The organism is Pedobacter nototheniae, assembly GCF_032678625.1.
GTDB classification, from domain to species: domain Bacteria; phylum Bacteroidota; class Bacteroidia; order Sphingobacteriales; family Sphingobacteriaceae; genus Pedobacter; species Pedobacter nototheniae_A.
In genome coordinates, this window is the sequence record NZ_JAVTSO010000005.1 from 389,800 (window position 1) to 415,196 (window position 25,397).

Consider the following 25,397-nt stretch of genomic DNA (forward strand, 5'->3'; position numbering starts at 1 on the left):
TTTTTCAGTTAAGAGGTTAACCAATTTTTTGATAAATGTTATTTTTCTTATCAATGAGTTTAAACTTTTGTGCAAGTTCAGAATTTCTAATGGTTTCTTTAGCACCAAGACATAAAAAGCCGAAATTTGCCAGACTATCATAAAATAACTGAATGACTTTATACTGAAGTTCTACATTGAAATAAATCAATACGTTGCGGCACGATACAATCTGGAATTCGTTAAATGGTCCATCAGAAACTAAATTGTGACTTGAAAACAGTACATTTTTTTTTAGTGAACGGTTAATGGATGCGGCGTCGTATTTCGCTGTATAATAAGTTGCTAAAGAGTTGTTATTTCCTATTGCCCTGTAGTTTTCTGAATAAAGCTTCATCTTTTGCAAATCATATATGCCTTCTTTCGCATGGGCTAAAACTTCCGAATTGATGTCTGTTCCATAAAAGAAACATCGGTCATACAAACCTTGTTCCGCAAATAAGATGGCAAAAGAATATAGCTCTTCGCCCGTAGAACAACCTGCATTCCAAACTTTAATATGTTGGTAAGATGTTAAGTAAGGAATAACGTGTTCTTTTAATGATCTGTAAAATAATGGATCACGGAACATCTCTGTCACATTAACCGTAATTTCCTCTAAAAAATGTTCAAAGTATTCGTGGTCGTTTGTTAATAAGTTGGAAAGTTCGAAAAAACTCAGTTTTTGAAGGCTCATAATTCTGCTTACTCTTCTTTTTAAAGAGGCAACAGAATAATTTTCAAAATCGAAACCATGTACATTCTTAATCAGCGTAATTAAGGTATTTAATTCAGCTGTTGAAACTTCGATCAGGGGTTGTTGAAAATCTTTCATACCTAACTTAGCCAAACCCTTAACATCGAAAGTAATTTGTCAACATCAACAGGTTTTGAAATATAGTCGTTTGCACCGGCTTCAATACACTTTTCCCTGTCATTTTTCATCGCCTTTGCGGTGAGGGCAATAATGGGCAATTTGCTCATTGCTTTATTTAACCTAATTTGTCGCATAGCTTCATAACCATCCATTTCAGGCATCATAATATCCATCAGCACTAAATCAGTTTGTGGATTGTCTTTCAGTTTGTTTAAAGCTTCGCGGCCGTTGTTGGCAATAAGAATATTTATATCGTAAATCTGTAATGCACTTGATAAGGCAAAAATATTACGCATATCATCATCGGTAATTAAAATGGTTTTATTCTTTAGCGCTTTTTCAAGTGTTGTGGCGTGTTTCTTTGCTCCCGAAGCATTTCCATAGGTTACCTGAACATTTTGCTGCGATTGATTTTGAAGTTTATTCATAAATAAACTTACTTCATCTAAAAGCCTGTCGTTTGACTTACTGGTTTTTAGAACCATAGCCTCGGTATACTTCATAATATGCGACATTTTCTCTTTACTGAGCTCCATGGCGGTATTAATAATTACCGGAATGTGTTTTAACGCTGGTTTCGATTTTATTTCATCAAGCAAATCGAAGCCGGAAATATCTGGTAATTTTAAATCCAGAATAATACAGTCAAATACTTGTTCTTCCAAAATCTCTAAAGCTTCTTTGCCGGTGTAAGCCTGGCATACTTTTGCCCCTTTCTGAATCAGTTGTTCTGTTAAGGTATTGCTTTGTAAAATCTGGTCTTCAATAATTAATACATTATTAAAAGTATATTCATGATGGCTTAACAGTTCAAAAGCCTGGTCGAGTTTATCTTTTTCCACCGGTTTTTTTAGAAATCCTATAGCGCCTTCCTGTTGTGCTTTGGCGGCTTTTTCATTTCCTGCAGACATCATGTGCACGGGAATATGTTTGGTTGCCGGGTTGGATTTTAATTTTTTAAGGATTGTCCACCCATCCATAACCGGTAACATCACATCTAAAACAATCGCATCCGGAAGTTCCCGTATAGCCATGCTTAAACCCTCATCTCCACTATGAGCCAGTATTGGGGCAAAGCCTTTTTCTATTGCATAATCCTTTAATACATCTGCAAAAACCTCATCATCTTCAACAATTAAAAGTTTTGTTTTACCGTTTTCCTGTTGGGTTGGTATAAATTCAAAATCTGTTTTAACGTCTGCAGGTTCAGAAACAGCTGGCTTTTCTATTGCTTCAGGTTTCTGTACTTCAATATTATTTAAATTTTGAGGCAAGAAAAGTGTAAAAGTACTGCCTAATTCAGCCTGGCTTTGTACCTGAATTTCTCCACCTAAAATATTGGCAAGTTCTTTACTAATGGATAAGCCCAAACCGGTACCACCATATTTTCGGCTGGTTGAACCATCTTCTTGCTGGAAGGCTTCAAAAATTACGTTTAATTTATCTGCAGCAATACCAATGCCCGTGTCTATAACACTAAAATAAATTGGCTTTTCGTTACTTTCTTTTAAAGCTATCCTTGATTTTATCTGAGATTGATTTCCAACACCGATTTCTACAGTTACTGTTCCCTGTTTTGGGGTAAATTTAAAGGCATTGGAGAGTAAATTTTTGATGATCTGTTCTAACCTCCCTTGATCTGAAATGAAAGCTTCCGGCAGGTTATCTTTTAGTTTAACATCGAAATTAATTTGTTTCTGGTTGGCAATTTCAGAGAAAAGCGAATCCAGGTTTTGTTTTAACTCATTCGGGCGGATATTTTCAACCAATAGATCAATATTGCCTGATTCTATTTTAGAGAGATCAAGAATATCATTAATTAGGTTAAGTAAATCACTTCCTGCATTATGGATTACCCCAGCGTATTTAATCTGGTCTTCATTTAAGTTTTCCGGACGATTTTCTTTTAAAATCCTGGCCAAAATCAAAATACTATTGAGTGGTGTGCGCAACTCATGGCTCATATTAGCTAAGAATTCTGACTTATACTTGCTGCTCATTTCCAGCTCTTCAGCCTTTAAACTGATGGCTTCTTTTGCCTGGTTGATAGATGCGTTACGCTCTTCCAGCTGTTGGGCTTTTTCTTCAAGTTCCGAATTGGCCTGTTGTAATTCTTCCTGTTGTACACGCAACTCTTCTTCAGATGCCTGTAGCGCCTCTGTTTTATGCACCAGTTCTTCGTTCGTGGTGCGCAGTTCTTCCTGTTGGCTGGCCAGTTCTTCGGTTTGTTGTTGCGTTTGCTCGTAAAGCTGTCTTAATTGTACGTGGGCAATGGCACTGTTTATGGCAATGCCAATATTTCGGGCCATATTGCTAATTAAATCCAGTTTTTTCTCTTCCGGATGGTTGATAAAACCAAGTTCGGCTACAGCAATAGTTTTGTCTTCATGAACAATTGGAACCAGGAAAATGTAATTAGGTGTTGTTTCTCCAAGACCAGAATTTACTTTAATATAATCTTTTGGAACATCATTAATCAATTTTGGCACTTGCTCTATGGCAACCTGGCCCACTAAACCCTCGCCGAAATAGATGTTCTTTTTGTTTTTTTGATAGGCATAAGAACCTGCGAGGTATAGCTGCTGTTTCCGTTCGTCGACTAAAAAGATAGCTCCAATGGTTGCATTAATGTAGTTGCTTATCTTGGATATAATGTTTTTGGAAAGTTCCTCCAATCCCTGCTGACCTGTCATGGCTTCATTAATTTCTGCAGCCCCGCTTAACAACCAGTTGTTGTTTTCATTTTCTCTTGAAATTTCTTCCAGCTCTTTATTGGTTTTGGTAATTTCATCTTCTATTTCTTTTTGCTGGTTAAAGGTTGTTCTTATGTACCTCAGGAGAAATAAAATCAGACAAAAAATAATGAGCGAGCTGGCCAGCACAACAATAATGGTTTGATTACTATTGTCTTTGGTAGATGTTTTACGTTTTTTTAAAAGAGCCAGTTCATTGTTTATGAAATGCTCATTTACAGATAGAAAATTGTTTTTTAGTTTTTCTCCTTTATCGAGCAAGCTGAGTAAGCTTACCTGGTTAGTACTTTTGTTGCCCAAATGAAGCATAATTTGCTTCATGTTGTCGATTTTAAGGCTGGCGTAAGATTCCAGGCTATCTATTTTCTTTAATTGTGTGGGGTTATCTGCCGCAAGCTTTTTTAATTGCGATATGTAAGGCAAAATTTGGCTAATGTTCTTTATGTAAACTGAATAGTGTTTTTCTTCCTTACTTATTAAAAAGCCACGTAAGCTTGTTTCAGCATTAAGCAGTCCAATTTCAGTTTTTTCAGCTAAATGAATAATTTCCTGCGAATGATCTACCCAATCAGAACTACTTCTTAATGAATTGATGCTTAAATAAGAACTGAGAGCCGAAATAAATACAAATATCAAGGATATTGTAAAGCCGGTTAAAACCTGTTGCTTAAAAGAAAGTTTAAACATTTTTTAAATGTTGAATCTATAAATGGGACGCTTAGATCTACCTAATCTAATTAATTGGTAAATATAAGATCAGAATTAATATAAATTCAATTAATAATAAAATGAATAAAAGAAATAGAAGTTAAGAAAGGGCTTTTAAAACATTAGAGTAGGTAGAGCCAATGGGAATATTTTTGTCTCCTATCCAAATTTGGCTTTTATCAAATCTGCTCACATTATTTTTAGAAACGATAAAAGCCCGGTGGCAACGGATAAAATTTTCTCTTGGCAATAAATCGGCCAGGTCGTTAATGGTAATTCTCGAACTTAAAAGTTTGTCCGTAAGCTGTATTTGAGTATAATTTCCCGAGGCCTCGATATATAATATTTCTCCAAGCATTACTTTTATTTGTTCGTAGCCATCTTTTATAAAAATATGTTCAGGTTTAATTTCTTGTTTTTGGTTACGAAGATTAAAAAGATCCTGCGCTTTGTTGCAAGCCTTTAAAAAGCGCGAAAGGGCAAATGGTTTCAATAGATAATCAATGGCATCCAGCTCAAAGCTTTGTACTGCATGTTCTGTATAGGCCGTTGTAAAAATAACCATTGGTGGTTTGCTTAAACTCTTTAAAAAATCTATTCCACTTATATCGGGCATTTTAATGTCGAGAAAAAGTAAATCTACCCTGTTTTGCTGTAAGTAAGCCATGGCTTCAAAAGCATCTGTAAATGTTGCTGCCAACTCAATAAAGGGCACTTTGGATGCATGAGATCTTACAATATCAAGTGCAATCGGTTCGTCATCTACAGCTATGGCAATCATTTATTCAGTAATTTTATATTAATCCAGCTGTAAAGTTAAGTGAACAAAAAATTCTTTAGCAGTTTCGCGGATAATTAATTCATGTTTTCCAATGTAAAGTAACGATAATCTTTGTTTTACGTTTTCCAATCCTATTCCGCTTTTTAACTTTTCGGGGTCATTATCGGCCTTAATGTAGATGCTGTTGCTTACGTCGAAATAAAGTGTACTTTCTTTAGTTTGAAGCGTAATTTTAATGTAAGAAGGTTGCTGCAGGCTGATGCCATGTTTAAACGCATTTTCTACAAACGGAATGAGCAACATGGGCGTAATTTGAAGGGCTCCTGGCTGTTCTTCAATTTGTGTTTCAATTCTTATATCTCCAGAGCGTGAAGTGCGCAGCTTTTGTAAGTCGATGTAATTATTCAAATAATCAAGTTCACGTGTTAATGCAATTTTATCCTGCATGTTTTCCTGGAGCATAAACCGCATCATATCGCCCAGCTTTTGAATGCCTTCGCCTGTTCTTTCTGCGTTTTCCTGTAGAGCCGTACCAAACAAGGTATTGAGTGCATTGAATAAAAAATGCGGGTTAATCTGCGATTTAAGGAAATTTAAGTTTGCATCAGATTTGCCCAGCTCAGTTTTAAGAATCTGTAATTCTGTTTGTTGTTCAAATTTATGTTTATATACATACCAGGATAGGGGAGTTGTAATGCAAATTAAACTTATTGAAGTTAAAATTAAGGTAATTGGAATGGTTGCGCCCCCCCTCATTAACGGAGCAAGAATTAAAAACATTAATGGAATTACAATAATGGTTATCCCTATATTTCCCCAAAAATAATTTGGAAAACCCTTTAACTTTTTTCTAAGCTTTGGAATGATAAAATAGATGGAATAGAAAGCCAAAATGATATTTACGGGAGGTGCAACTACCCAAAAAAGAAAAATTTCATAATCATAGGTAATCGATAAAACAGAAGCAAAAATCATTAAAGAGATTAACCAAACCCTTGTAGAAGTGAAAATTTCAGGAATAATGTTTTCGTAGTTTTTTAGATAGGAAATTCTGCTCAGAAGCTCTAAACCTTTTTCGTTAAAATAGGCATAGGCATTAAATAAAAGGTAAAGGAAAATAATGTAAGAAAAAGCCTCTCCGAAAAATCTATCGTAAGCATGGCCTAAATTTCCATATTCTATTAAGAGATAAGCTTGCGCATAGGTGTTGGCAACCATCCATGCAATTACAGATACAGATGTAACTAAAATTGTTAATATAATATTTAAGGTTACATTTCTTTTAGCGGCCAGCTGCGGCATAAAACAAAAATTAAATAATAAAAAGCTGATGTACAGAATACTGATTTTAAATAACTCAGGAAGAAAGTAATTCTTCATTACACTGTAATCAATGTGGTTTTCAGTAAAACGATAGGAGCTTCCGGGGCTGTAGGTAGTTTTGGCACAAATGCCAATTAAGGCAAGTATGTATATCGTTGTTGAAATCCAAAACTCCAGCTGGTTTATACTTTTTGTTTTCATTGTTGCTAAGTTAATGCAGATAATTTATTATGGCGTAAAAATTGTTTAACGATGCAATTCTACGAAGCATTAATAAGTGAATATTTAAAATGTGATGGATGCCTTAAAAAATGTGATGAATTTATAAATGCTTAGTTTATTCGTATTTTTGCTTTTTATACACTGAAGAAATTAAATATGATCGTTTACGGAATTCCAAATTGCAATACAGTAAAAAAGGCTTTAGACTGGTTAAAAGAAAATAAAATCGAATTTGAATTTCACGATTTTAAGAAGAAAGGCATTACGGCCGAAAAGCTAAATGCCTGGTGTGAGATTTTTGGATGGGAAACGGTATTAAACCGTAAAGGTTTAACCTGGAAAAAGTTAACTAAAGAGGAACAGGTTAAAATTGATCATCAGGAATTGGCTGTTGCATATTTAATAAATAATACCAGTGCTATAAAACGTCCGGTGGTAGAAAAAAACGGACATGCAATTTTGATTAGTTTTGACGAAACCATTTATACACAAACACTTTTATAACCTGTACGTTTAATGTTAAAATTTGTTAAAGGCGAACTTTAGATGTTAAACAAAATTACTTTTGATTATTATGTATAAGCTAATCATTTTTCTTTTCTTCGCTTTGCCAGCCGGGGCTTTTGCCCAAACAGTTGCCACAGGAACCATTTTCGATTATTCGAACAAAAAACTCTCTTTACCTGGTGTATCGGTTAAAAATCTTACAAATAAAAAAATAACAAGCACCAATAATGCCGGAAAATACACCATTAGTGCAAATGTTGGCGATCTTATAGAATTTTCGCTTGTAGGTTACCATACGGATACGCTATACCTTACAAATTTGCTAAACAGGACTATTTATTTGCCTGCCAAGAGCAATAGTTTGAACGATGTTAATATCCAGGGCGTAAGGCTGAATAAAAGCCTTGTAAATGTTAAAGATCCTTTGGCCGAAAAATATACTTTATTAAGTACAGGTGGGAATTTGGATAGAAAGAGAATGACAGATAAAGTTGGAGGCTTAGGTTTAAACCTTGGTTACGGGAAATATAAAAGACAGCAAAGGAAAGAAGCTGATTTAGAAGAAAAAGAACGTTACCAGGAAGAAATCGACGATAATTTTAACGAAAAAACGGTTGCTGAAATGACCAAACTGGAGGGGCAGGATTTAAAAAACTTTTTGCTCATCTATCGCCCATCTGTAGAAGCCGTTAAATCAGAAAGACCGTATCGTTATCCTTACTATATTTCGAGGGCGTATGCCGCCTGGAATAAATTAACACCTCAGGAAAGAAAGCTGCAGGATTTACCAAAATTAAAAGGCAATTAAGTTTTTTTATTGTCTCTCTACACGCAGTAAGGCCAAACCTCCATCTCTCCGTTATGCTTTTAACCGGCATGGTCAATGTTTCGGTTGGCACTGGACAAGCCTCACCACTAACTTTAAGAGAAAGATTGCAAGCCGGCAGTTTTTGTTTCTTTGGTTGTCCAAAGAAGAGAAGCCCCTGCGGCCAGCGGCTGGATGAAATTGTCTTGGCCAGACAGGCCTTTTTTCTTTTTCTTGATAAAAAGAAACAAAAATCAAGGCTTGCATCCTTTCTTGAATAGCATCATCAGAATTCTTATTGCGGCAATATGAGGCTTAGTCCTTTTCACAATTCCTGCGCCCGCTGCATATTCCCTTGGTTATTCAAAGTATGAAAGGGAATACAAGAATTCTAATATGCTCTTCGGCGAAATGCTGCTATGCCGGATGCGTTCTTGGGTTAGAGCAGTAAAAAAGTTAAGGTTTGTTTAGCATGATGTTGCAATTGCCATTACACCCAGCAAGGCCAAATCTCCATCTCTCCGTTATGCTTTTAAACCGGCATGGTCAATGTTTCGGTAAGCACTAAATAAGCCTTAATGACTTTAGCAGAAAGATTGCGAGCCGGCAACTTTGCTTCTTTGGTTGTCCAAAGAAGAGAAGCCCCCGCGGCGAGCGGCTGGATAATATTGTCTTGGCCAGACAGGCCTTTTTTCTTTTTCTTGATAAAAAGAAACAAAAATCAAGGCTTGCATCCTTTCTTGAATAGCATCATCAGAATTCTTATTGCGGCAATATGAGGCTTAGCCCAATTCACCACCCAATGCCCGCTGCATATTCCCTTGGTTATTCAAAGTATGAAAGGGAATATAAGAATTCTAATATGCTCTTCTGCGAAATGCTGCTATGCCAGAGGCGTGCTTGGGTTAGAGCAGTAAAAAAGTTAAGGTTTGTTTAGCATGATGTTGCAATTGCCATTTACACCCAGCAAAGCCAAATCACTATCTCTTCGTTACGCTTTTAAACCGGCATGGTCAATGTTTCGGTAGGCACCGGAGAAGCCTTAGTAGTTACTTTAAAAGAAAGATTGCGAGCCGGCAACTTTGCTTCTTTGGTTGCCCAAAGAAGAGAAGCCCCCGCGGCCAGCGGCTGGATGAAATTGTCTTGGCCAGACAGGCCTTTTTTCTTTTTCTTGATAAAAAGAAACAAAAATCAAGGCTTGCACCCTTTCTTGAATAGCATCATTAGAATCTTAATTGCGGCAATATGAGGCTTAGTCCTTTTCACAATTCCTGCGCCCGCTGCATATTCCCTTGGTTATTCAAAGTATGAAAGGGAATACAAGAATTCTAATATGCTCTTCTTCGAAATGCTGCTATGCCAGAGGCGTGCTTGGGTAACTTAAGGGTAAATGAAAGTTAGTTTAGCATGATTTAGCAGCTACAATTTCCTCCCAGTAAAGCCAAATCACGATTTCTCCGTTACGCTTTTAAACCGGCATGGTCAATGTTTCGGCGGGCACTGGACAAGCCTTCTTAGTTATTTAACAGAAAGATTGCGAGCCGGCAACTTTGCTTCTTTGGTTGCCCAAAGAAGAGAAGCCCCCGCGGCCAGCGGCTGGATGAAATTGTCTTGGCCAGACAGGCCTTTTTTCTTTTTCTTGATAAAAAGAAACAAAAATCAAGGCTTGCACCCTTTCTTGAATAGCATCATTAGAATTCTTAATTGCGGTAATATGAGGCTTAGCCCAATTCACAATTCCAGCGCTCGCAGCATATTCCCTTGGTTATTCGGAGCATTAAAATTTCAGCAAGAATTCTAATGTGCTATCCTTCGAAATGTTGCTATGCCGGAGGCGTTCTTGGGTTAGAGCAGTAAAAAAGTTAAGGCTTGTTTAGCATGATTTTGCAATTGCAATTTGCACCCAGCAAGGCTAAACCCCCATCTTTCCGTTACGCTTTTAAACCGGCATGGTCAATGTTTCGGTAAGCACTAAATAAGCCTTAGTAGTTACTTTAAAAGAAAGATTGCGAGCCGGCAACTATTAATAGTTGTTTATGTTTTTATTTGTATTAATGAGCTCGCAGAAATGCTCGGTTTTTCTTCTTTGGTTGTCCAAAGAAGAAAAGAGCCCCGCGGCAAGCGGAAAAATAATGTTGCTTTTTTCTAAAATATTTAAATAGAGTAAAAAGCTTTTCCATATTTTCTTACCGCTAAGCCCTTAACCTTATAAGTAGGAAAATAGATTTTAGCTTTTTTTAAACTGTATAATCTTCTTAAACGTAACATTGTTTCCATAAATGTATCTGGAATCGTTAATTGTTTATATTTACAATTCTATAACAACCTTATTATGAATTTAAAAATATTCAAACGAACCTCACTTTCGCTGACGTTTGCTTTTATCAGCATAACTGCGTTTGCACAACAAACCACTTCTCAACCTGCCGCGCCTGTAAGTAATTACAATGCGGCCGATGCTTTTGGACCATTATTTTACACATCAAACGGAAACGAATTTCGTTCTGCAAATGGAGCCCCAGGAGCAAAATATTGGCAAAACCGTGTAGATTATAATATCACTGCCAGCTTAGATGAAACCAAAAATATGGTAAGCGGAACGGTGACTATAACCTATAAAAATAACAGCCCTGATAAACTTCCTTATTTATGGTTACAGTTAGACCAAAACACTTTTAAGGAAACATCACGTGGATATGCCATAACACCTGCACGTAGCCGGTATGGAGCGCAGGGCGAAAAATTTGATGGAGGTTATAAAATTGAAAATATCAGCGTATCGCAAAAAGCTGGTGCAGTAAAATTTACTTCAATAGTAGAAGATACGCGGATGCAGATTCGTTTAGCTCAGCCTTTGGCACCTAATGGAGATATTGTAACCGTTAAAATGGATTACTCTTATATTGTTCCCAAAGAAGGATCGGACCGCACGAGCCACTTAACTACAAAAAACGGAGAAATTTATGCAATTGCACAATGGTTTCCCCGCCTGTGTGTGTATGATGATGTGATTGGCTGGAATACACTGCCTTATTGGGGTGGCGGCGAGTTTTATTGCGAGTATGGCGATATTAACTTTGCCATTACGGCACCTGCAACACATATTGTTATGGGGTCGGGTGAATTATTAAACCCTGCTGAAGTTTTTACACCAGAGCAATTACAAAGATGGAATGCTGCTAAAAACAGCGATGCAACCGTACATATCCGTACTGAGGCGGAGGTTACTGATCCAAAATCTCGACCGGCTAAAGACAAGCTAACCTGGAAGTTTAAAATTTTAAATGCCCGTGATGCGGCATGGGCATCATCAAAAGCCTTTGTGTTAGATGCAGCCCGGATTAACTTGCCAAGTGGTAAAAAAGCTTTGGCTGTTTCGGCACATCCGGTAGAAAGTAATGGTATGGATTCTTACGGTAGGGGTGTAGAGTATGTAAAATCTACTATAGAACATTATTCAACAAAATGGTTCGAATATCCATACCCAATGGCTGTAAATGTTGCCACTTCTGTTGGCGGTATGGAATACCCTGGTATCGTTTTTTGCGGTTGGAAAGCTAAAAAAGGCTCTGCTTGGGGAGTTATCGATCATGAATTTGGCCACACCTGGTTCCCGATGATTGTTGGATCAAACGAACGTAAGTATGGTTGGATGGATGAAGGATTTAACACTTTTATTAATGGAATATCTGCCCAAAACTTTAACAATGGCGAATATAAACCACGTATTGTGAATATGAACGCTGTTGGTAAGTCGGTTATCGGTAACTTAAAATATGATAATATTATGCAAATACCTGATGGTATGGCAGAAGCTAATATTGGCATAAACTTATACTCTAAACCAGGCTGGGGCTTAAATATTCTAAGAGACCAGATTTTGGGCGAAGATAGATTTGATTACGCTTTTAAACAATATATTAAAAACTGGGCTTTTAAACACCCTACGCCAATAGATTTTTTCCGCTCCATGGAAAATGGTGCCGGCGAAGATCTTTCGTGGTTTTGGAGAAGCTGGTTTATAAACAACTGGAAAATGGATCAGGCTATTGCTGATGTTAAAGAGGTTAAAACCAATGGCGCGATAAGCAGTTACAACATTAAAGTGTTAAACCTGGAAAAAATGCCAATGCCAATTATTCTTCAGGTTAAAACGAAGAGTGGCAAAACGGATATCGTTAAAGTTCCGGTTGATGTTTGGATGAAAAACGGAACATGGACAGTTCGCTATCCAACAACAGAAGAAGTGGTTGAAGTAACATTGGATCCAAATAAAGTTTTACCAGATTCAAATCCGGATAACAATACCTGGGTTGCAGATGGTACAACTAAGGCTGTAGCTGCGCCTGCTAATCTTGATGCTTATCTAGGCACTTATTCGATGGCAAAAAGCCCGGCCAAACTTGTTATTACTAAAGCCGATGGAAGTTTGGTAGCTACTTTAGGCAGTCAACCTCCTATAACGCTAACTTATGTAAGTGGCGATAAATTTGTAATGGAAGAACAAGGGGTGGATCTTGTATTTGATACGGCCAAAGGTGAGTTGAAACTTACGGATGCAGGAGAAACCTACATTTTGACAAAAGATAAATAGTATAATTATTGATCATCTTAAAAGTCCTGCATAAATTATTTGTGCAGGACTTTTTTTATGGCACAGCACCGACTTTTTAATCCTATGTAAACTCTACTTTCGGATTTTATTAAAATTAAATCAAATGAAAAATCCGAATTTTGAAATTTCAAATCCAGAAGGAATATATGATCCCCGCGCGCATGCTTATTCTCACGTTGCAACAGTTTTACCGGGCCATACTTTAGTTTATGTAGCCGGACAGGGAGGCAGTAAATTGGATGGTCTATTGAGTGAAGATTTTAGAACCCAAGTGCAAATAACTTTTTATAATTTAGGTTTAGCGCTTAAAAGCAAGGGCTTAACCCTGCTGGATATTGCTAAACTTACCACGTTGGTAGTGGATTACGATGACGAAAAACATCAGGTATTAATTGAAGAGTCGACAAAGATCTGGTCGGATTTAAACTTTCCTGTAAATACTTTAATCCCGGTGCAAAAGTTAGCTTTGGCAGGAATGCTAATTGAAATTGATGCAACTGCGGTAGCTAAATAAATTACTTGAATAAAAACGATAACAATGGAAAAAGGAAATCGTAGGAATGTTTTTGAAGTTTATGATAAAATAGCCACTTGGTTTTCTGAAAACCGGTATACAGGGTTGCTGGAAAAGCCCTACCTGGATAAACTGATTTCCTTTTTACCCGTTGATGCCAAAATTCTTGATTTAGGTTGTGGAACAGGGAAACCAATTTTAGAATATTTATTTAATTCAGGCTTTAAGGTTGTTGGTGTAGATGCAAGTCAGAAAATGCTCGAAATCGCAATTCAAAGTTTCCCTTCGGTTGCCTTTATACAACAGGATATGCGTGTACTTTCATTAAACGAGAAATTTGATGCAATTATAGCATGGGATAGTTTCTTTCACTTGCCTGCCGATGATCAAAGGGCAATGTTTGATGTTTTTAAAAATAACATTAATCCAAAGGGTTTGCTCCTGTTTACTTCCGGAACAGCGTTGGGTGAAGCATGGGGAATAAATGGAGGCGAAAATCTGTTTCACGCTTCTTTAGATGCCCGCGAATACAAAGCACTTTTAGAGCAAAATAAATTTGTTGTTCTTGAGGCCGGTGTAAACGACGAAAATTGTGACAGGGCTGCCGTTTGGTTAGCGCAATATAATCCTTCATAATTTTATTAATTGAATTAACTTTGCCTCATGGCTGAAGAACAAAAAAATAATCCTTTACACGGTATAACACTTGAAAAGATTGTAACGGATTTACAAGTACATTATGGCTGGGAAAAGCTGGGTGCTTTAATCCGGATTGATTGCTTTAACAACAACCAAAGTGTAAAATCCAGCCTGAAGTTTCTGAGGAGAATGCCCTGGGCACGAAAAAAAGTAGAGGACCTTTTTCTGGATACTTTCTTCAAATAAATTGTGCCTTATTAATGCAGATAAATAAACGTTTAATATCTTTTAATCGCTTGCAACCAAATGGTTATCTGCATCGTCTGTAAGCTGTAAACTATTTAAACCAATCTAAATGAAAAATCTTGTAGCCGTTTTATTGCTTATAACTGTGTTGAGCAGCTGCTCTTTAAGTATTCATTATTTAAAAAAGGGCAAAATTGATGTACCACAAAAAGAAACTTATGCCGTAACCTATCAGGCATTATTTGGTGAAAATACATCAGCAAAAATTTCTTACCTTGATGAAAATGGGAAAAGACAAAAATTAAAAGGCATTAGGGGGCAGTGGGAAAAAACAATTATGATGAAACCAGGCAGCAATGGGCATATTAAGGCTACTGCAAAAGGCAATAAGGCAAGGGGAGAATTTAAAGTGTTGGTAGATGGTAAAGTAATTAGCGAGCAAATTCTAACAAATAAAAAGGTGATATTTGGTTTAGATTTTTATTTGCCTTAATTAAAAACGATTAATCTGCATCTGAAGCTTCCGTTTTCTTATGGAAATTGAATGATTTATTGATAATATTATTTTATCTCGCTATTGTTGAGATAAAAAATCCCTTAATTTAAGTTTAAGGGATTTTTTTTGCGCTTTTTTTAAATAAATATTTAATTATTATAAAACAGAGGTTGCGTTTTCTGTTTTATTCATTTTCTTTTATAATTTGGTGCCATCTATTGCAGAGAAACACACTTGATGAAAATATTCTTTGTTAAAGCAGATCAAAGATGGAAAGCAAATTAAATTTAGGATTACATTGGGAAGGGATCAGGGCAGGAGATGTGAAATCCCTTTTTGATCTGTATGAATTGCTTTTTGATCATTTGCTTAATTTTGGAATCCGATATTCAGCCGATGTCGATTTATCAAGAGATTTAGTCAATGAAATATTCATGGAGATCTGGGATAAAAGAGACCGATTGCCCCAAGTGGAAAATGTAAAATCTTATTTGCTCAGTTATGTTAAGCGTAAAGTAGCAAGGCATTATTACCATGATGAATTACGTCGCAAAGCAATTGATGGACAAGATGCTGATGTTAAAGAGCTCTCTTACGAAGATTTTATTGTTCATGTGCAAACCGAGCAAGATATGCGCACTCGCTTAAAAAATGCTCTCAAAAAATTAACGCCGGCACAAACAGAACTTATTCAGCTAAAATTCTTTGAAAATCAAAACTATATTCAAATCGCTGAATTGAAATCTTTAACTGTAAAAACAGCTTATAACACTATTTACGACGCCTTAAAAATCCTGCGGAAAGAGATGAACTATTGAATAAAAACTTAATGATAAATTATTATTAAGTTTTTCTTAGGAAAAAAGAAGAGTTGCTGCACTATTGTGTATAAAGTGAAAATAATGGAGCACAACCAATATACTGCAGTTGATTTTTTAGCGGACGAAACTTTTCAGAACTATTTTTATAAAACTGTAAATGAGGATGTAATCTTTTGGGAAAACTACATTATAGAATATCCTGAAAAAGCTATCGAAATAAATATTGCCAAACAAATGTTGGGCAATCTTGGTGCCCATAAAAAACCGGTAAGTACAGAACTGGCTAATTTCAAAAAACAATTTTATAACAGAGAACCTATTGCCGAGCCTGAAACCATGTATGTTGATAAAGGCGGACGGTTAAAAGTTTTGAAGTATGCTTTTTTAGCGTTCATTGTACTTGTTGTATCAGTCTTAATAATTTATAAAATTCAGCGTGTTAATCATGAAGAAGTCGTTTCGCAACAAATTGTAAATGTATTTAAAACAGAAAGAGCACAACGTAAAAAAGTAATATTAGCGGATGGAACCAGTATTTTATTAAACGCTGATAGTAAAGTAGTACTAAGAAAAGGCTTCAATGTAAAATCAAGAGAGCTCGATCTTATTGGTGAAGCTTATTTTAAGGTGGCCCATAATGCTGCCGTTCCATTTATTGTGCACACCAGTAAAATGAATATTAGAGTATTAGGAACAGTTTTTAATGTTAAAGCCTATCCTGATGAACGTAAAACAGAAGCCGTTTTAATTAGTGGTAAAATTGAGGCGACTTTTAACAATAAAAACAATCAAAAAATAGTGCTTAAACCCAATGAAAAAATCGTTGTTTTAAGCAACCTACCTATTAAAGATGGCCAAAAGCAATCTTCAGGAACACCTGATGAAATATTAGTCAGTCATCTATCCCTAAATAATAAAAATTCTGTAGTAGAAACGGGCTGGATAAATAACGGCTTCGAAATTAATGATGAAACATTTGCTGAATTGCAACAAAAGCTTGAACGGGAATACGGCGTTGAACTGGTATTCGAAGATGAAGAGGTGATGAATTATAAATTTACTGCAACATTAAAAGATGAACCTGTAACGGAGGTTTTAAAAGCCTTACAGGGAGTAAACTATTTTAACTATAAAATAAAGAAAAATATTATCGAAATATCAAAATAAAAACCGGTTGGTGCTGCTACACCGAACCGGCTTGTAAAATTGATTTTTAATATAGAAATGGCTGCTTTGCACGGCTTGGCCTTTCTATGCTTGGCTATGTAACCAATTAACAAATATATGACAATTAAACTATTACCCCAAAAAAGGCTGAATAAGGCCTGGCTATTAAAACTACTTTTATATATGAAGTTAACCTTTACATTTGTTTTACTTTTCTCCCTACACGTCACTGCCAAACTCTATTCTCAGGAAAAAATCAGTTTAAACGTTAAAAACGAACGGATAGACAAGGTTTTAAAGCTTATAGAAAGGCAAAGTAAGTATCACTTTGTATATAGTACCAACTATTTAAATACCCAGAAGAGGCTTGATCTAAATGTTAACAATGCTGATTTAAAAGAGGTATTAAATAAAATTTTTAGCGGAGAAATTAAGTACAGTTCTACACCGTCTGGTATGGTTATGTTATCATTAAATGGCGAAAATTTAAGCGATATAACTGTTAAAGGAAAAGTAACAGATAAGTCGGCACCAGTACCAGGCGCCTCCGTTTATTTAAAATCTAATCCGGGTATTGGAACCACCACCGATGGAGCAGGTAACTTTGTAATTAATGTACCTGATGATGGTATTCTTGTTATTAAATCTATCGGTTATAAAACCGTTGAAGTTCCTGTTCAAAAACAAACTATTTTAAATGTCAAACTCGAAGAAGATAATCAATCTTTATCTGATGTGGTTGTAGTAGGATATTCATCTAAAAAACAAAGTGAGCTTTCCAGTTCAGTAACTGTTCTTTCTGCCGAAAAACTAAAAGGAATTGTTGCTAATGATGTAATGACCATGATCCAGGGTAAAGCACCGGGTGTGGTGGTATCAACAGCATCAGGAGACCCAACCGAAGCACCTAAAGTTACCATAAGAGGAATTGGAAGTTTAAATGGAGGCACTTCTCCATTAGTGGTTGTGGATGGTAATATAGTTGGCTCTTACGGGAGCGCAAATGCAACTTATAGTCCTGCAGATGTAGAATCTGTAACGATTTTAAAAGATGCGGCTGCAACCGGACTTTATGGTTCAAGAGCAGGTAGTGGCGTAATTATCATCACCACTAAAACAGGGCAGGCCGGAGAAACTAAAATCGATTTTAATGCTTCTGTTGGCTTCAACCATCCCAATACAGGCAAATTTAAGTTGATGGATACTCAACAACTTTATGATTACCAAAAAACATTTACGAATCCCAATCCTGCGGTATTAAAAACCAATACCAATTGGTGGGATTTGGCTACCCAAACCGGCTTAACTCAAAACTATGCACTTTCAGCGTCGGGAGGCACAGAAAAATCAAAGTTTTATATCTCGGGCACATATTACAAAGAGGATGGTACTGTTGTAGAAAATGATAAATCTGCTTACGGTTTGAGGGCAAATTTATCTACGCAAATAACCAAAAAACTAAAGCTAAGCGTTTTATTAAATACTATTTATACTAAAGATAATTATTATAACAGCAATACTTTAAGCGATGCTTACCTAAATTTACCATACGATCCGGCGTTTAATACCGATGGTACGCCTACCGATCCAAGAAATACCCCAAACTGGCTGGGAAGAGATGTAGAGAACTTTCTGCATTCTATTCAATATAATTTTTCCAATGGAAGAAGCTTGAATGTAAACGGTGATGTTAATTTTGATTATTACATTACTAAAAACATAACTTTTTCATCTTACAACCGAACCAACTTCTTTAACGATTTTTACAAAGAGTATTACGATAAAAGAACCAAACAAGGAGGTGCAGATAACGGAGATTTATACAATTCGACTAATTATTCAAATAGATTATTAACCTCAAACAGACTTAAATACCAAAAAAACTTTGGTTTGCACGACCTTACTGTGTTGGCTGTGGGCGAAGCCGAAAAATCGCATAGTGAAGCATCTGGCTTTAGCGGTAAAAACCTACCAGCCGGACGTCCATTTATGTCGACAGCTACGGATATAATTAATTTGCCATCAGGTGGTGATAACGATTATAATTTTAGTAAATATTTGGTGCAGGCAGATTACAATTATGCTGGTAAGTATTTTGCCATAGCCTCATTTGTACATGAAAATTCATCAAGATTTGGCATAAACCAAAGCGGCGGTGATTTTTACCAACTGGGTACTTCATGGATATTGTCTAACGAAGACTTCTTAAAATCAATACCTGCCATATCATTTTTAAAGTTAAGAGCCAGTTACGGTACAACAGGGAATGCAGAAATAGGCGATTATCCATCTTTTGGATTATACAGTATCAGCTCTGGTTCCAGTTATGGTGGCGTTCCGGGGGCAGCACCCTCCCAGAAAGGCAATCCTGATTTAACATGGGAAAAACAAAAAACAACCAATATAGGCTTAGATGTAAGTTTTTTTAAACGGATTGACCTTACGGTTGATCTTTACGATAAACGATCTAATGCACTTCTTTTCAGGGTAGATTTACCGTCAACCGATGGTTATAGTTACATCTGGCAGAATGTTGGTTCCTTAAAAAACAGAGGCTTGGAATTTAGTTTAACCACAAAAAACTTTACCGGAAATTTTCAGTGGGAAACCAACTTAAATATGGCGTTTAACAAGAACACCATTTTAGCTTTAAACGATGGTAAAAACGAAATTTCATTAACCAGTTCGCAACCTAAAGCCATTGGACATGATATTTACGATTGGAAAATGCCAATCTGGGCAGGTGTAGATCCGAATAATGGAGATCCTTTATGGGAAAAGATCATTACCGATGCAGATGGTGTTCCGCACGTAGCTTTAACCAATACGTATGCACAAGCAACGCGTCAATATACCGGAACGTCGGCTACTCCTAAATTTACCGGCGGTATAACCAATACATTTTCTTACAAAGGAATTTCACTTTCTGCTTTTTTCAACTTTGTTTACGGCAATGAGATTTATAACAGCAGCAGGGTGTTATTTGATAGTGATGGCTTATACGAAAGTTATAATGCAATGGTATTAAAATCTGGCTGGAGCAGATGGGAGAAAATTGGCGATGTTGCTACGCATCCAAAACCTGTTTTGGGTGGTAATCATGATTCTAATCAGCAATCATCGCGTTACCTGGAAGACGGGAGCTATATACGCTTAAGAAATGTAACATTGGGTTATCAGATTCCGACCAGCTGGTTATCAAAAGTTAAAATTGCAAGCGCCAGAGTTTATGTTAGCGGGGATAATTTGTGGACAGGTACTAAATTTTCGGGAGCAGATCCCGAAGTTAACCTTGCGCCGGATCCAGATCGGGTTACAGGACTATCGAGCTTAAAATACCCATTAAGCAGAAAAATAGTTTTTGGTGTAAATATCAGTTTATAAGGAGGATTTATAATGAAATTAAAATATATAAAAATTTTTGTGCTGTTAAGCACGCTTGCTATCGGCAATACAGCTTGTAAAAAGGAAGTAAAGCCATCAACCGCTATTGATACAAATTCAGCTTTAACTAACCCTGGCGATATTGCGACCGCTACGATTGGTACCTATGCGGTATTAAGAAATGCAACTTATGTTAGGAGCGCGCATTTCTTAACTGAATTTCAGGGAGACAATGTAGCACAGGGACAACCATCATCTGATGATTTGTCAAGATGCTACCGTTATACCCATATTCCTACCGGAACACATGGAGCAAATTTCTGGAAACAGGCTTTCTATGTTATAGTTGCAGCCAATAATATTATTGCAGCAATACCAGATGGGGCTTCTGCTGATTTAAAGCAATTAAAAGGAGAAAACCTCTATTTAAAGGGTATGATGGAGTTTAACCTGGTTCGTGTTTTTGGCAGGCCATATAATCAGGGAAATGGCGCTAATCCTGGCGTACCAATTTTAAAAGAAGGTGTTGTTCCAAATTCTCCAGCCAGAAATACTGTTAAAGAAGTTTACGATGCTGCAATTTCAGATTTATTGAGAGCTGCAGATTTAATGAATTCAAGAAACGCCAATATTTTTGCCTCAAAAGAGGTTGCTTACGCTTTGTTATCCCGCATTTATTTAAATATGGGCGATAATGCAAATGCAATTAAATATGCTGACCTGGTGATTGCATCAGGGAGGTATAAATTATTGCAAGGGGCCGATTATCAAAGTTATTTTACCAAAATTCCTGAATCAAATAGTGAAACTATTTTTGCCATTCGCTATACAAAAACCGAAGATCAGAATTTTGGTGCCATTGGTTCTATGTATTATAGTGGTACAGCCGGCAGTTTGGCAACTCCAGGCCCGCAGGGTAGCACAGGTTACGGAGAAATTTATGCATCTCAACAATATGTAACCGAACTTGATAAAAACCCGGCGGATTTAAGACATAGCTTTATTGCACCCTACAAAGTGAATGGCGTTTTGCAATACAACACCAAAATAGCACCAAATGTACCTATGTATTATGTGGTCAAATATAATCTGCAGGAAGGAATAGCTAATTTAAGTTCGCCTGTTTATTTGCGTCTTGCAGAAATGTACCTTAATAAGGCCGAAGCAAACGCTAAATTGGGCAATACACAACTTGCGTTAGATGATGTAAACATCATTCGTACACGTGCCGGTATTCCAACCCTAACCGCCGCAGGAATTTCTTCCGCTGGAAAAACAGCATTAGATGTGGTGTTGGAAGAACGCAGGTTAGAGCTTGCATTTGAAGGGCAGCGGGCTTACGATTTGTTTAGGAATAATAGATCCATGACCCGTAATTATCCCGGTACACATGCATTAAATAATACGCCGACAACTAATATTACCCAAACCATTTTACCTACAGATGCAAGGGTGATATTCTATGTTCCGCAGTATGAAATTGACAATAATAAAAACCTTACTCAAAATCCTTAAACGTAAAAACATGAAATATATACACAGTTTCTTAGTGATGCTTAGTTTAGGCGTGCTATTAGTGTCTTGTAAGAAAAGCGGACAACAAACAGAAGAAAATACATATAAACCATTTCCTGTTGTAGCTGAAACCAATATTGCAATTCCTGTGCAGGGAAATAGTTTTGTAACGCAGTCTGCTGCGGGTGCAACCGAGAGCATTGGTGCAACCATTTCTAACTGGAAAAATACAACAAGTGTAATCAGTACTTATTTTAAAGTAGGGCAGGCGGGTAAATTAAACCTGGCCATTAAAGGAACCGTAATTTCAGGAAAAAGTGTTGTTAAATTAACGGTTAACGGAACTTCTTTTGAAGTAACACTAACCGGTACCACTGCTACAGTATATCCGGCCGGAACCATAGATGTTTCTGCAGCAGGTTATGTGAAAGTTGATTTGCAGGGGGTAAGTAAAGAAGGAACAACCTTTGCCGAAATATCGGATGTGATGATTGGTGGTACAGCTACTGCAAGTAATTTACAATACGCAAGTGTAAGTACCGATAATCAGTTTTACTGGTCGAGAAGAGGTCCGTCAGTACATTTAAACTACACCAACCCGGCAGGAAATAGCGAATGGATGTATAATGAAATTACTGTTCCGGCGGGACAGGATAATATCGGCTCCTATTACATGTCTAATGGTTTTAATGGTGGTTATTTTGGTATCCAGGTTAATTCTGCAACTGAACGCAGGGTGTTGTTTTCTGTTTGGGATGCTGACTCGGGCGATAAAACGGTATTAACCAGTAAAGGTGCAGATGTGGTTAATGGTAATTTTGGGGGCGAAGGTACCGGCGGTCAAAGTTATTTAATTTACAACTGGAAGGCCGGAAATACGTATAAATTTTTAACACAGATAAAACCCGACGGCGCTGGCAATACAACTTACTCATCGTGGTTTTATGCGCCCGAATTAGGTGTTTGGAAGTATATGGCTACTTTTAAAAGGCCAGCAACCACAACTTATGCAGCCGGCTTAAACTCTTTCCTCGAAAACTTTAATGTTGATTTAGGTTATACCGGAAGAAAAGCACTTTACAACAATATGTGGGTTAGAAATACTGCCGGAACCTGGACAGAAATTACCACAGCGAAATTTACCTGTGATCCAACAGGATCTACCCAACAGCGTATGGATTTTAAAGGTGGCGTTGAAGATGGTAAGTTTTATTTACAAAATGGAGCCTTCTTTAATGATTTTGTTCCAAACAATACCAATTTTACCAGAACCGCTACCGGTGTAGCACCTACCGTAAACCTAACAACTTTGCCAACCAACTAACTCAAATCTAAATGAAAACTATAAAATTATCTGTCTTATTGCTTTTACTCTTTATAAGCGGAGTAATCAGTTCCTGTAAAAAGGATAAAAGTGCTGAATTAACAACCAACTTAGAGGAAACCATTCTTGACCGATCTAAATGGACAATAACTACTTCAAGCGAGCAGCTTACCGGCGAAAACACAGGACTTGCAACAGCCGTTTTAGATGGTGATGTAAACACCATTTGGCATACAAATTATACCGGCGGGCAAACCCCATTTCCACATTGGCTCCTTGTTGATATGAAAAAGCAGATTGTAGTTACACAAGTAAATTTAACCGCGAGACAAAATAGCGTAAAAGGCTTTACTAAGTTTAAGCTTGAAGGAAGTACAGATGGAAGCACTTTTGCAAGTATCGGTGAGTTTACATTTAATCCTGCTTTAATAACAGAGCAATCTTTTGCGGTTAACCCGGCAAGGAACATCCGCTTTATAAAGTTAACGGCATTAGAAAAAGCAGCAACACAAACCGGTTCGGTTACTTTTTTAGCAGAATTTAATGTAAAAGGTTTGCAGGAAAGGATACCCATCACAGATGTGGCATTGAGCAAAACAGGCTGGACAGCAACCGCATCAAGCGAAGTAAATTTTCCCGGTGATGAAACTAATCTCGCCGCTTATGTAGTTGATGTAATTTCGGCAAAAAGTCCAACGGCAACAAGTACTCCATCATTTTGGCAGGTAGATTACGAAGTATTGCGTCCATATCCTCATTGGATTATTATAGATATGAAAAAGGCAAACTCGTTAACCTATATTGGTTTAAATGCACATACTGATCCAAAACAAGGTTTTACTAAATTTTCAATCTCAGGCAGTTCTGATGGAACTAATTTTACGGCGCTTGGCGATGATAGGAATTTTAATCCGGCAACAACAGCCGAACAAAGATTTGCTGTTTCTCCGGCTGCACCAATCAGGTATGTTAAAATTACCTTATTAGATGGCACTCCATACCCTTGTCTGGCTAATTTCGAAGGTTACGTGAAACTATAAAGAAACCTGTTCTCTTGGTATTTTATAGTGGCTACCTGATTATGGGTAGCCATTATTATTTTAAGAAAGGTGCATAATAAACTTTTGATCCTATATTAGGTTTCAGTTAAATGTTCATACAATCTTCATTTTGTATTACGAGATTTAGGATAAGTAATTAACAAAAAGGTTTTATCTAATCACCACAGTAAAATGAAAGCAATTAAAGTTTTAACCATCGCCCTATTGGCAGCGTTTACTTTCGGAACAGTTAATGCACAAGAAGCTACGGCACCTGCCAAAGTCAAAACAGAAAAAACAACTAAGAAACCCGGTCATAAAAAACACCATAAACACAAAGGTAAAAAAGCTGCCAAAGCATAATTAAATAATAAAAATTAAAACAGAAAACCCCGGTATTTACCGGGGTTTTTTTATTTAGGGAAATCATGCTTCAATTCTCCTGATAATTTTGCCTTTAGTGTTAAATAGTAAAATAAAGCAGTACTTAAGGTTTAATAGATAGATGACATAAACAGTACTGATAGATAAATGCATTTACCCAGGCCATTATTTGTAAGTTATTAATCCTCAACTCCAAACTCAAAAGCCGCAACTCAAAACTTTTTACGCTAACCCCTTGATTTTTAAAAAGAATTGTTCTACTTTTGCAGTCCGTTTTATGGGCTATCTGCAAGGATGCCGGGGGAGCGGTAAATTTTTTAATAAAAAACATAAAAAAGCACAATGCCAACCATTCAACAATTAGTTAGAAAAGGTAGAGTAGCACTGGAGTTCAAGAGTAAGTCTCCAGCGTTGGACAGCTGTCCACAGCGAAGAGGTGTATGTACACGTGTGTACACCACTACCCCTAAAAAACCAAACTCAGCAATGCGTAAAGTAGCCCGTGTTCGTTTAACGAACGGTAAAGAGGTGAATGCATACATTCCTGGAGAAGGTCACAACTTACAGGAACACTCTATCGTATTGATCCGTGGTGGTCGTGTTAAAGATTTACCAGGTGTACGTTACCACATTATCCGTGGTGCATTAGATACATCAGGTGTAGCTGGTCGTAACCAACGTCGTTCTAAATATGGTACTAAACGTCCTAAACCAGGACAAGTAGCTGCGGCGCCAACAAAAGGTAAAAAGAAATAATCGGGAGGAAATAAGAAATGAGAAAGTCAAAACCAAAAAAGAGAATTATTCTTCCTGATCCAAAATTTAATGATGTTCAGGTAACTCGTTTTGTAAACAATATGATGTACGATGGAAAAAAATCTATCGCTTATTCAATTTTTTATGATGCTGTTGAAATCGCTGAGAAAAAAGCTGGTGAAAACGGATTAGAGATATTCAAACGTGCTTTAACTAATATTATGCCTGCTGTAGAGGTTAAATCTCGTCGTGTAGGTGGTGCTAACTTCCAGGTTCCAACTGAGGTTAGACCAGAACGTAAAACAGCTTTAGGTATGAAATGGTTAATTTTATACGCTCGTCGTCGTGGTGAAAAAACCATGAAAGAGAAATTAGCTGGCGAAATCGTAGCTGCTGCTAAAGGTGAAGGTGCTGCTGTTAAGAAGAAAGAAGATACGCATAAAATGGCTGAGGCTAATAAAGCGTTCTCTCACTTCAGGTTCTAATATCCGCAAATTAGTAA

Annotated in this window: 21 protein-coding genes; 17 read left to right on the forward strand and 4 right to left on the reverse strand. The window is 36.8% G+C overall.

Annotated features, from left to right (window positions below):
• Window positions 1-16: 16 nt before the first annotated feature.
• From R2Q77_RS16455 to R2Q77_RS16470, 4 genes are all read right to left on the reverse strand, one after another.
• Window positions 17-853, reverse strand: coding sequence for a protein-glutamate O-methyltransferase CheR (locus R2Q77_RS16455; RefSeq protein ID WP_316804818.1), 837 nt, complete (start codon window positions 851-853; stop codon window positions 17-19).
• A 2-nt stretch (window positions 854-855) separates the two neighbouring features.
• Complete coding sequence (locus R2Q77_RS16460) at window positions 856-4,335, reverse strand: response regulator (RefSeq protein WP_316804819.1); 3,480 nt, start codon at window positions 4,333-4,335, stop codon at window positions 856-858.
• Between the two features lie 121 nt (window positions 4,336-4,456).
• Window positions 4,457-5,137 (reverse strand): LytTR family DNA-binding domain-containing protein, encoded by a 681-nt coding sequence (locus tag R2Q77_RS16465; RefSeq protein WP_316804820.1) that lies wholly within the window; start codon window positions 5,135-5,137, stop codon window positions 4,457-4,459.
• An 18-nt stretch (window positions 5,138-5,155) separates the two neighbouring features.
• Window positions 5,156-6,661 (reverse strand): sensor histidine kinase, encoded by a 1,506-nt coding sequence (locus R2Q77_RS16470; RefSeq protein ID WP_316804821.1) that lies wholly within the window; start codon window positions 6,659-6,661, stop codon window positions 5,156-5,158.
• A gap of 177 nt (window positions 6,662-6,838) precedes the next feature.
• Here R2Q77_RS16470 and R2Q77_RS16475 point away from each other — a divergent pair, with 177 nt between their 5' ends.
• The 17 genes from R2Q77_RS16475 (at window position 6,839) to rpsG (ending at window position 25,380) form a co-directional block, all read left to right on the forward strand.
• Complete coding sequence (locus R2Q77_RS16475) at window positions 6,839-7,186, forward strand: Spx/MgsR family RNA polymerase-binding regulatory protein (RefSeq protein ID WP_316804822.1); 348 nt, start codon at window positions 6,839-6,841, stop codon at window positions 7,184-7,186.
• 70 nt (window positions 7,187-7,256) lie between these two features.
• Entirely contained in the window at window positions 7,257-7,997 is a 741-nt protein-coding gene (locus tag R2Q77_RS16480) for a carboxypeptidase-like regulatory domain-containing protein (RefSeq protein WP_316804823.1), read from the forward strand.
• 53 nt (window positions 7,998-8,050) lie between these two features.
• Window positions 8,051-8,275, forward strand: a complete 225-nt coding sequence (locus R2Q77_RS16485) for a hypothetical protein (protein WP_316804824.1) — start codon at window positions 8,051-8,053, stop codon at window positions 8,273-8,275.
• Window positions 8,276-10,326: 2,051 nt separating this feature from the next.
• Complete coding sequence (locus R2Q77_RS16490; protein WP_316804825.1) at window positions 10,327-12,588, forward strand: M1 family metallopeptidase; 2,262 nt, start codon at window positions 10,327-10,329, stop codon at window positions 12,586-12,588.
• A 124-nt stretch (window positions 12,589-12,712) separates the two neighbouring features.
• A complete protein-coding gene (locus R2Q77_RS16495) occupies window positions 12,713-13,123 on the forward strand; it encodes a RidA family protein (RefSeq protein WP_316804826.1) in 411 nt (136 codons plus the stop codon).
• 24 nt (window positions 13,124-13,147) lie between these two features.
• Window positions 13,148-13,759 (forward strand): class I SAM-dependent methyltransferase, encoded by a 612-nt coding sequence (locus R2Q77_RS16500; protein ID WP_316804827.1) that lies wholly within the window; start codon window positions 13,148-13,150, stop codon window positions 13,757-13,759.
• 27 nt (window positions 13,760-13,786) lie between these two features.
• Complete coding sequence (locus R2Q77_RS16505; RefSeq protein ID WP_316804828.1) at window positions 13,787-14,008, forward strand: VF530 family protein; 222 nt, start codon at window positions 13,787-13,789, stop codon at window positions 14,006-14,008.
• Between the two features lie 109 nt (window positions 14,009-14,117).
• Window positions 14,118-14,501, forward strand: coding sequence for an MmpS family transport accessory protein (locus R2Q77_RS16510; RefSeq protein ID WP_316804829.1), 384 nt, complete (start codon window positions 14,118-14,120; stop codon window positions 14,499-14,501).
• 272 nt (window positions 14,502-14,773) lie between these two features.
• Complete coding sequence (locus R2Q77_RS16515) at window positions 14,774-15,322, forward strand: RNA polymerase sigma factor (protein ID WP_316804830.1); 549 nt, start codon at window positions 14,774-14,776, stop codon at window positions 15,320-15,322.
• A gap of 84 nt (window positions 15,323-15,406) precedes the next feature.
• Complete coding sequence (locus tag R2Q77_RS16520; protein WP_316804831.1) at window positions 15,407-16,492, forward strand: FecR family protein; 1,086 nt, start codon at window positions 15,407-15,409, stop codon at window positions 16,490-16,492.
• Window positions 16,493-16,675: 183 nt separating this feature from the next.
• Window positions 16,676-19,876 (forward strand): TonB-dependent receptor, encoded by a 3,201-nt coding sequence (locus R2Q77_RS16525; protein WP_316804832.1) that lies wholly within the window; start codon window positions 16,676-16,678, stop codon window positions 19,874-19,876.
• A gap of 12 nt (window positions 19,877-19,888) precedes the next feature.
• Window positions 19,889-21,391, forward strand: coding sequence for a RagB/SusD family nutrient uptake outer membrane protein (locus R2Q77_RS16530; protein WP_316804833.1), 1,503 nt, complete (start codon window positions 19,889-19,891; stop codon window positions 21,389-21,391).
• Between the two features lie 10 nt (window positions 21,392-21,401).
• Window positions 21,402-22,715, forward strand: a complete 1,314-nt coding sequence (locus tag R2Q77_RS16535; protein WP_316804834.1) for a DUF3472 domain-containing protein — start codon at window positions 21,402-21,404, stop codon at window positions 22,713-22,715.
• 11 nt (window positions 22,716-22,726) lie between these two features.
• The gene (locus R2Q77_RS16540; RefSeq protein ID WP_316804835.1) at window positions 22,727-23,755 is read left to right on the forward strand and encodes a discoidin domain-containing protein; all 1,029 of its coding nucleotides are present in this window, start codon (window positions 22,727-22,729) and stop codon (window positions 23,753-23,755) included.
• Window positions 23,756-23,947: 192 nt separating this feature from the next.
• Window positions 23,948-24,118: a hypothetical protein gene (locus R2Q77_RS16545; protein WP_316804836.1), complete on the forward strand. Its 171-nt coding sequence runs from the start codon at window positions 23,948-23,950 to the stop codon at window positions 24,116-24,118.
• A gap of 363 nt (window positions 24,119-24,481) precedes the next feature.
• The gene (rpsL, locus tag R2Q77_RS16550; RefSeq protein WP_008244597.1) at window positions 24,482-24,895 is read left to right on the forward strand and encodes a 30S ribosomal protein S12; all 414 of its coding nucleotides are present in this window, start codon (window positions 24,482-24,484) and stop codon (window positions 24,893-24,895) included.
• Between the two features lie 17 nt (window positions 24,896-24,912).
• Window positions 24,913-25,380, forward strand: coding sequence for a 30S ribosomal protein S7 (gene rpsG, locus R2Q77_RS16555; protein ID WP_056097505.1), 468 nt, complete (start codon window positions 24,913-24,915; stop codon window positions 25,378-25,380).
• The last annotated feature ends 17 nt before the right edge of the window (window positions 25,381-25,397 follow it).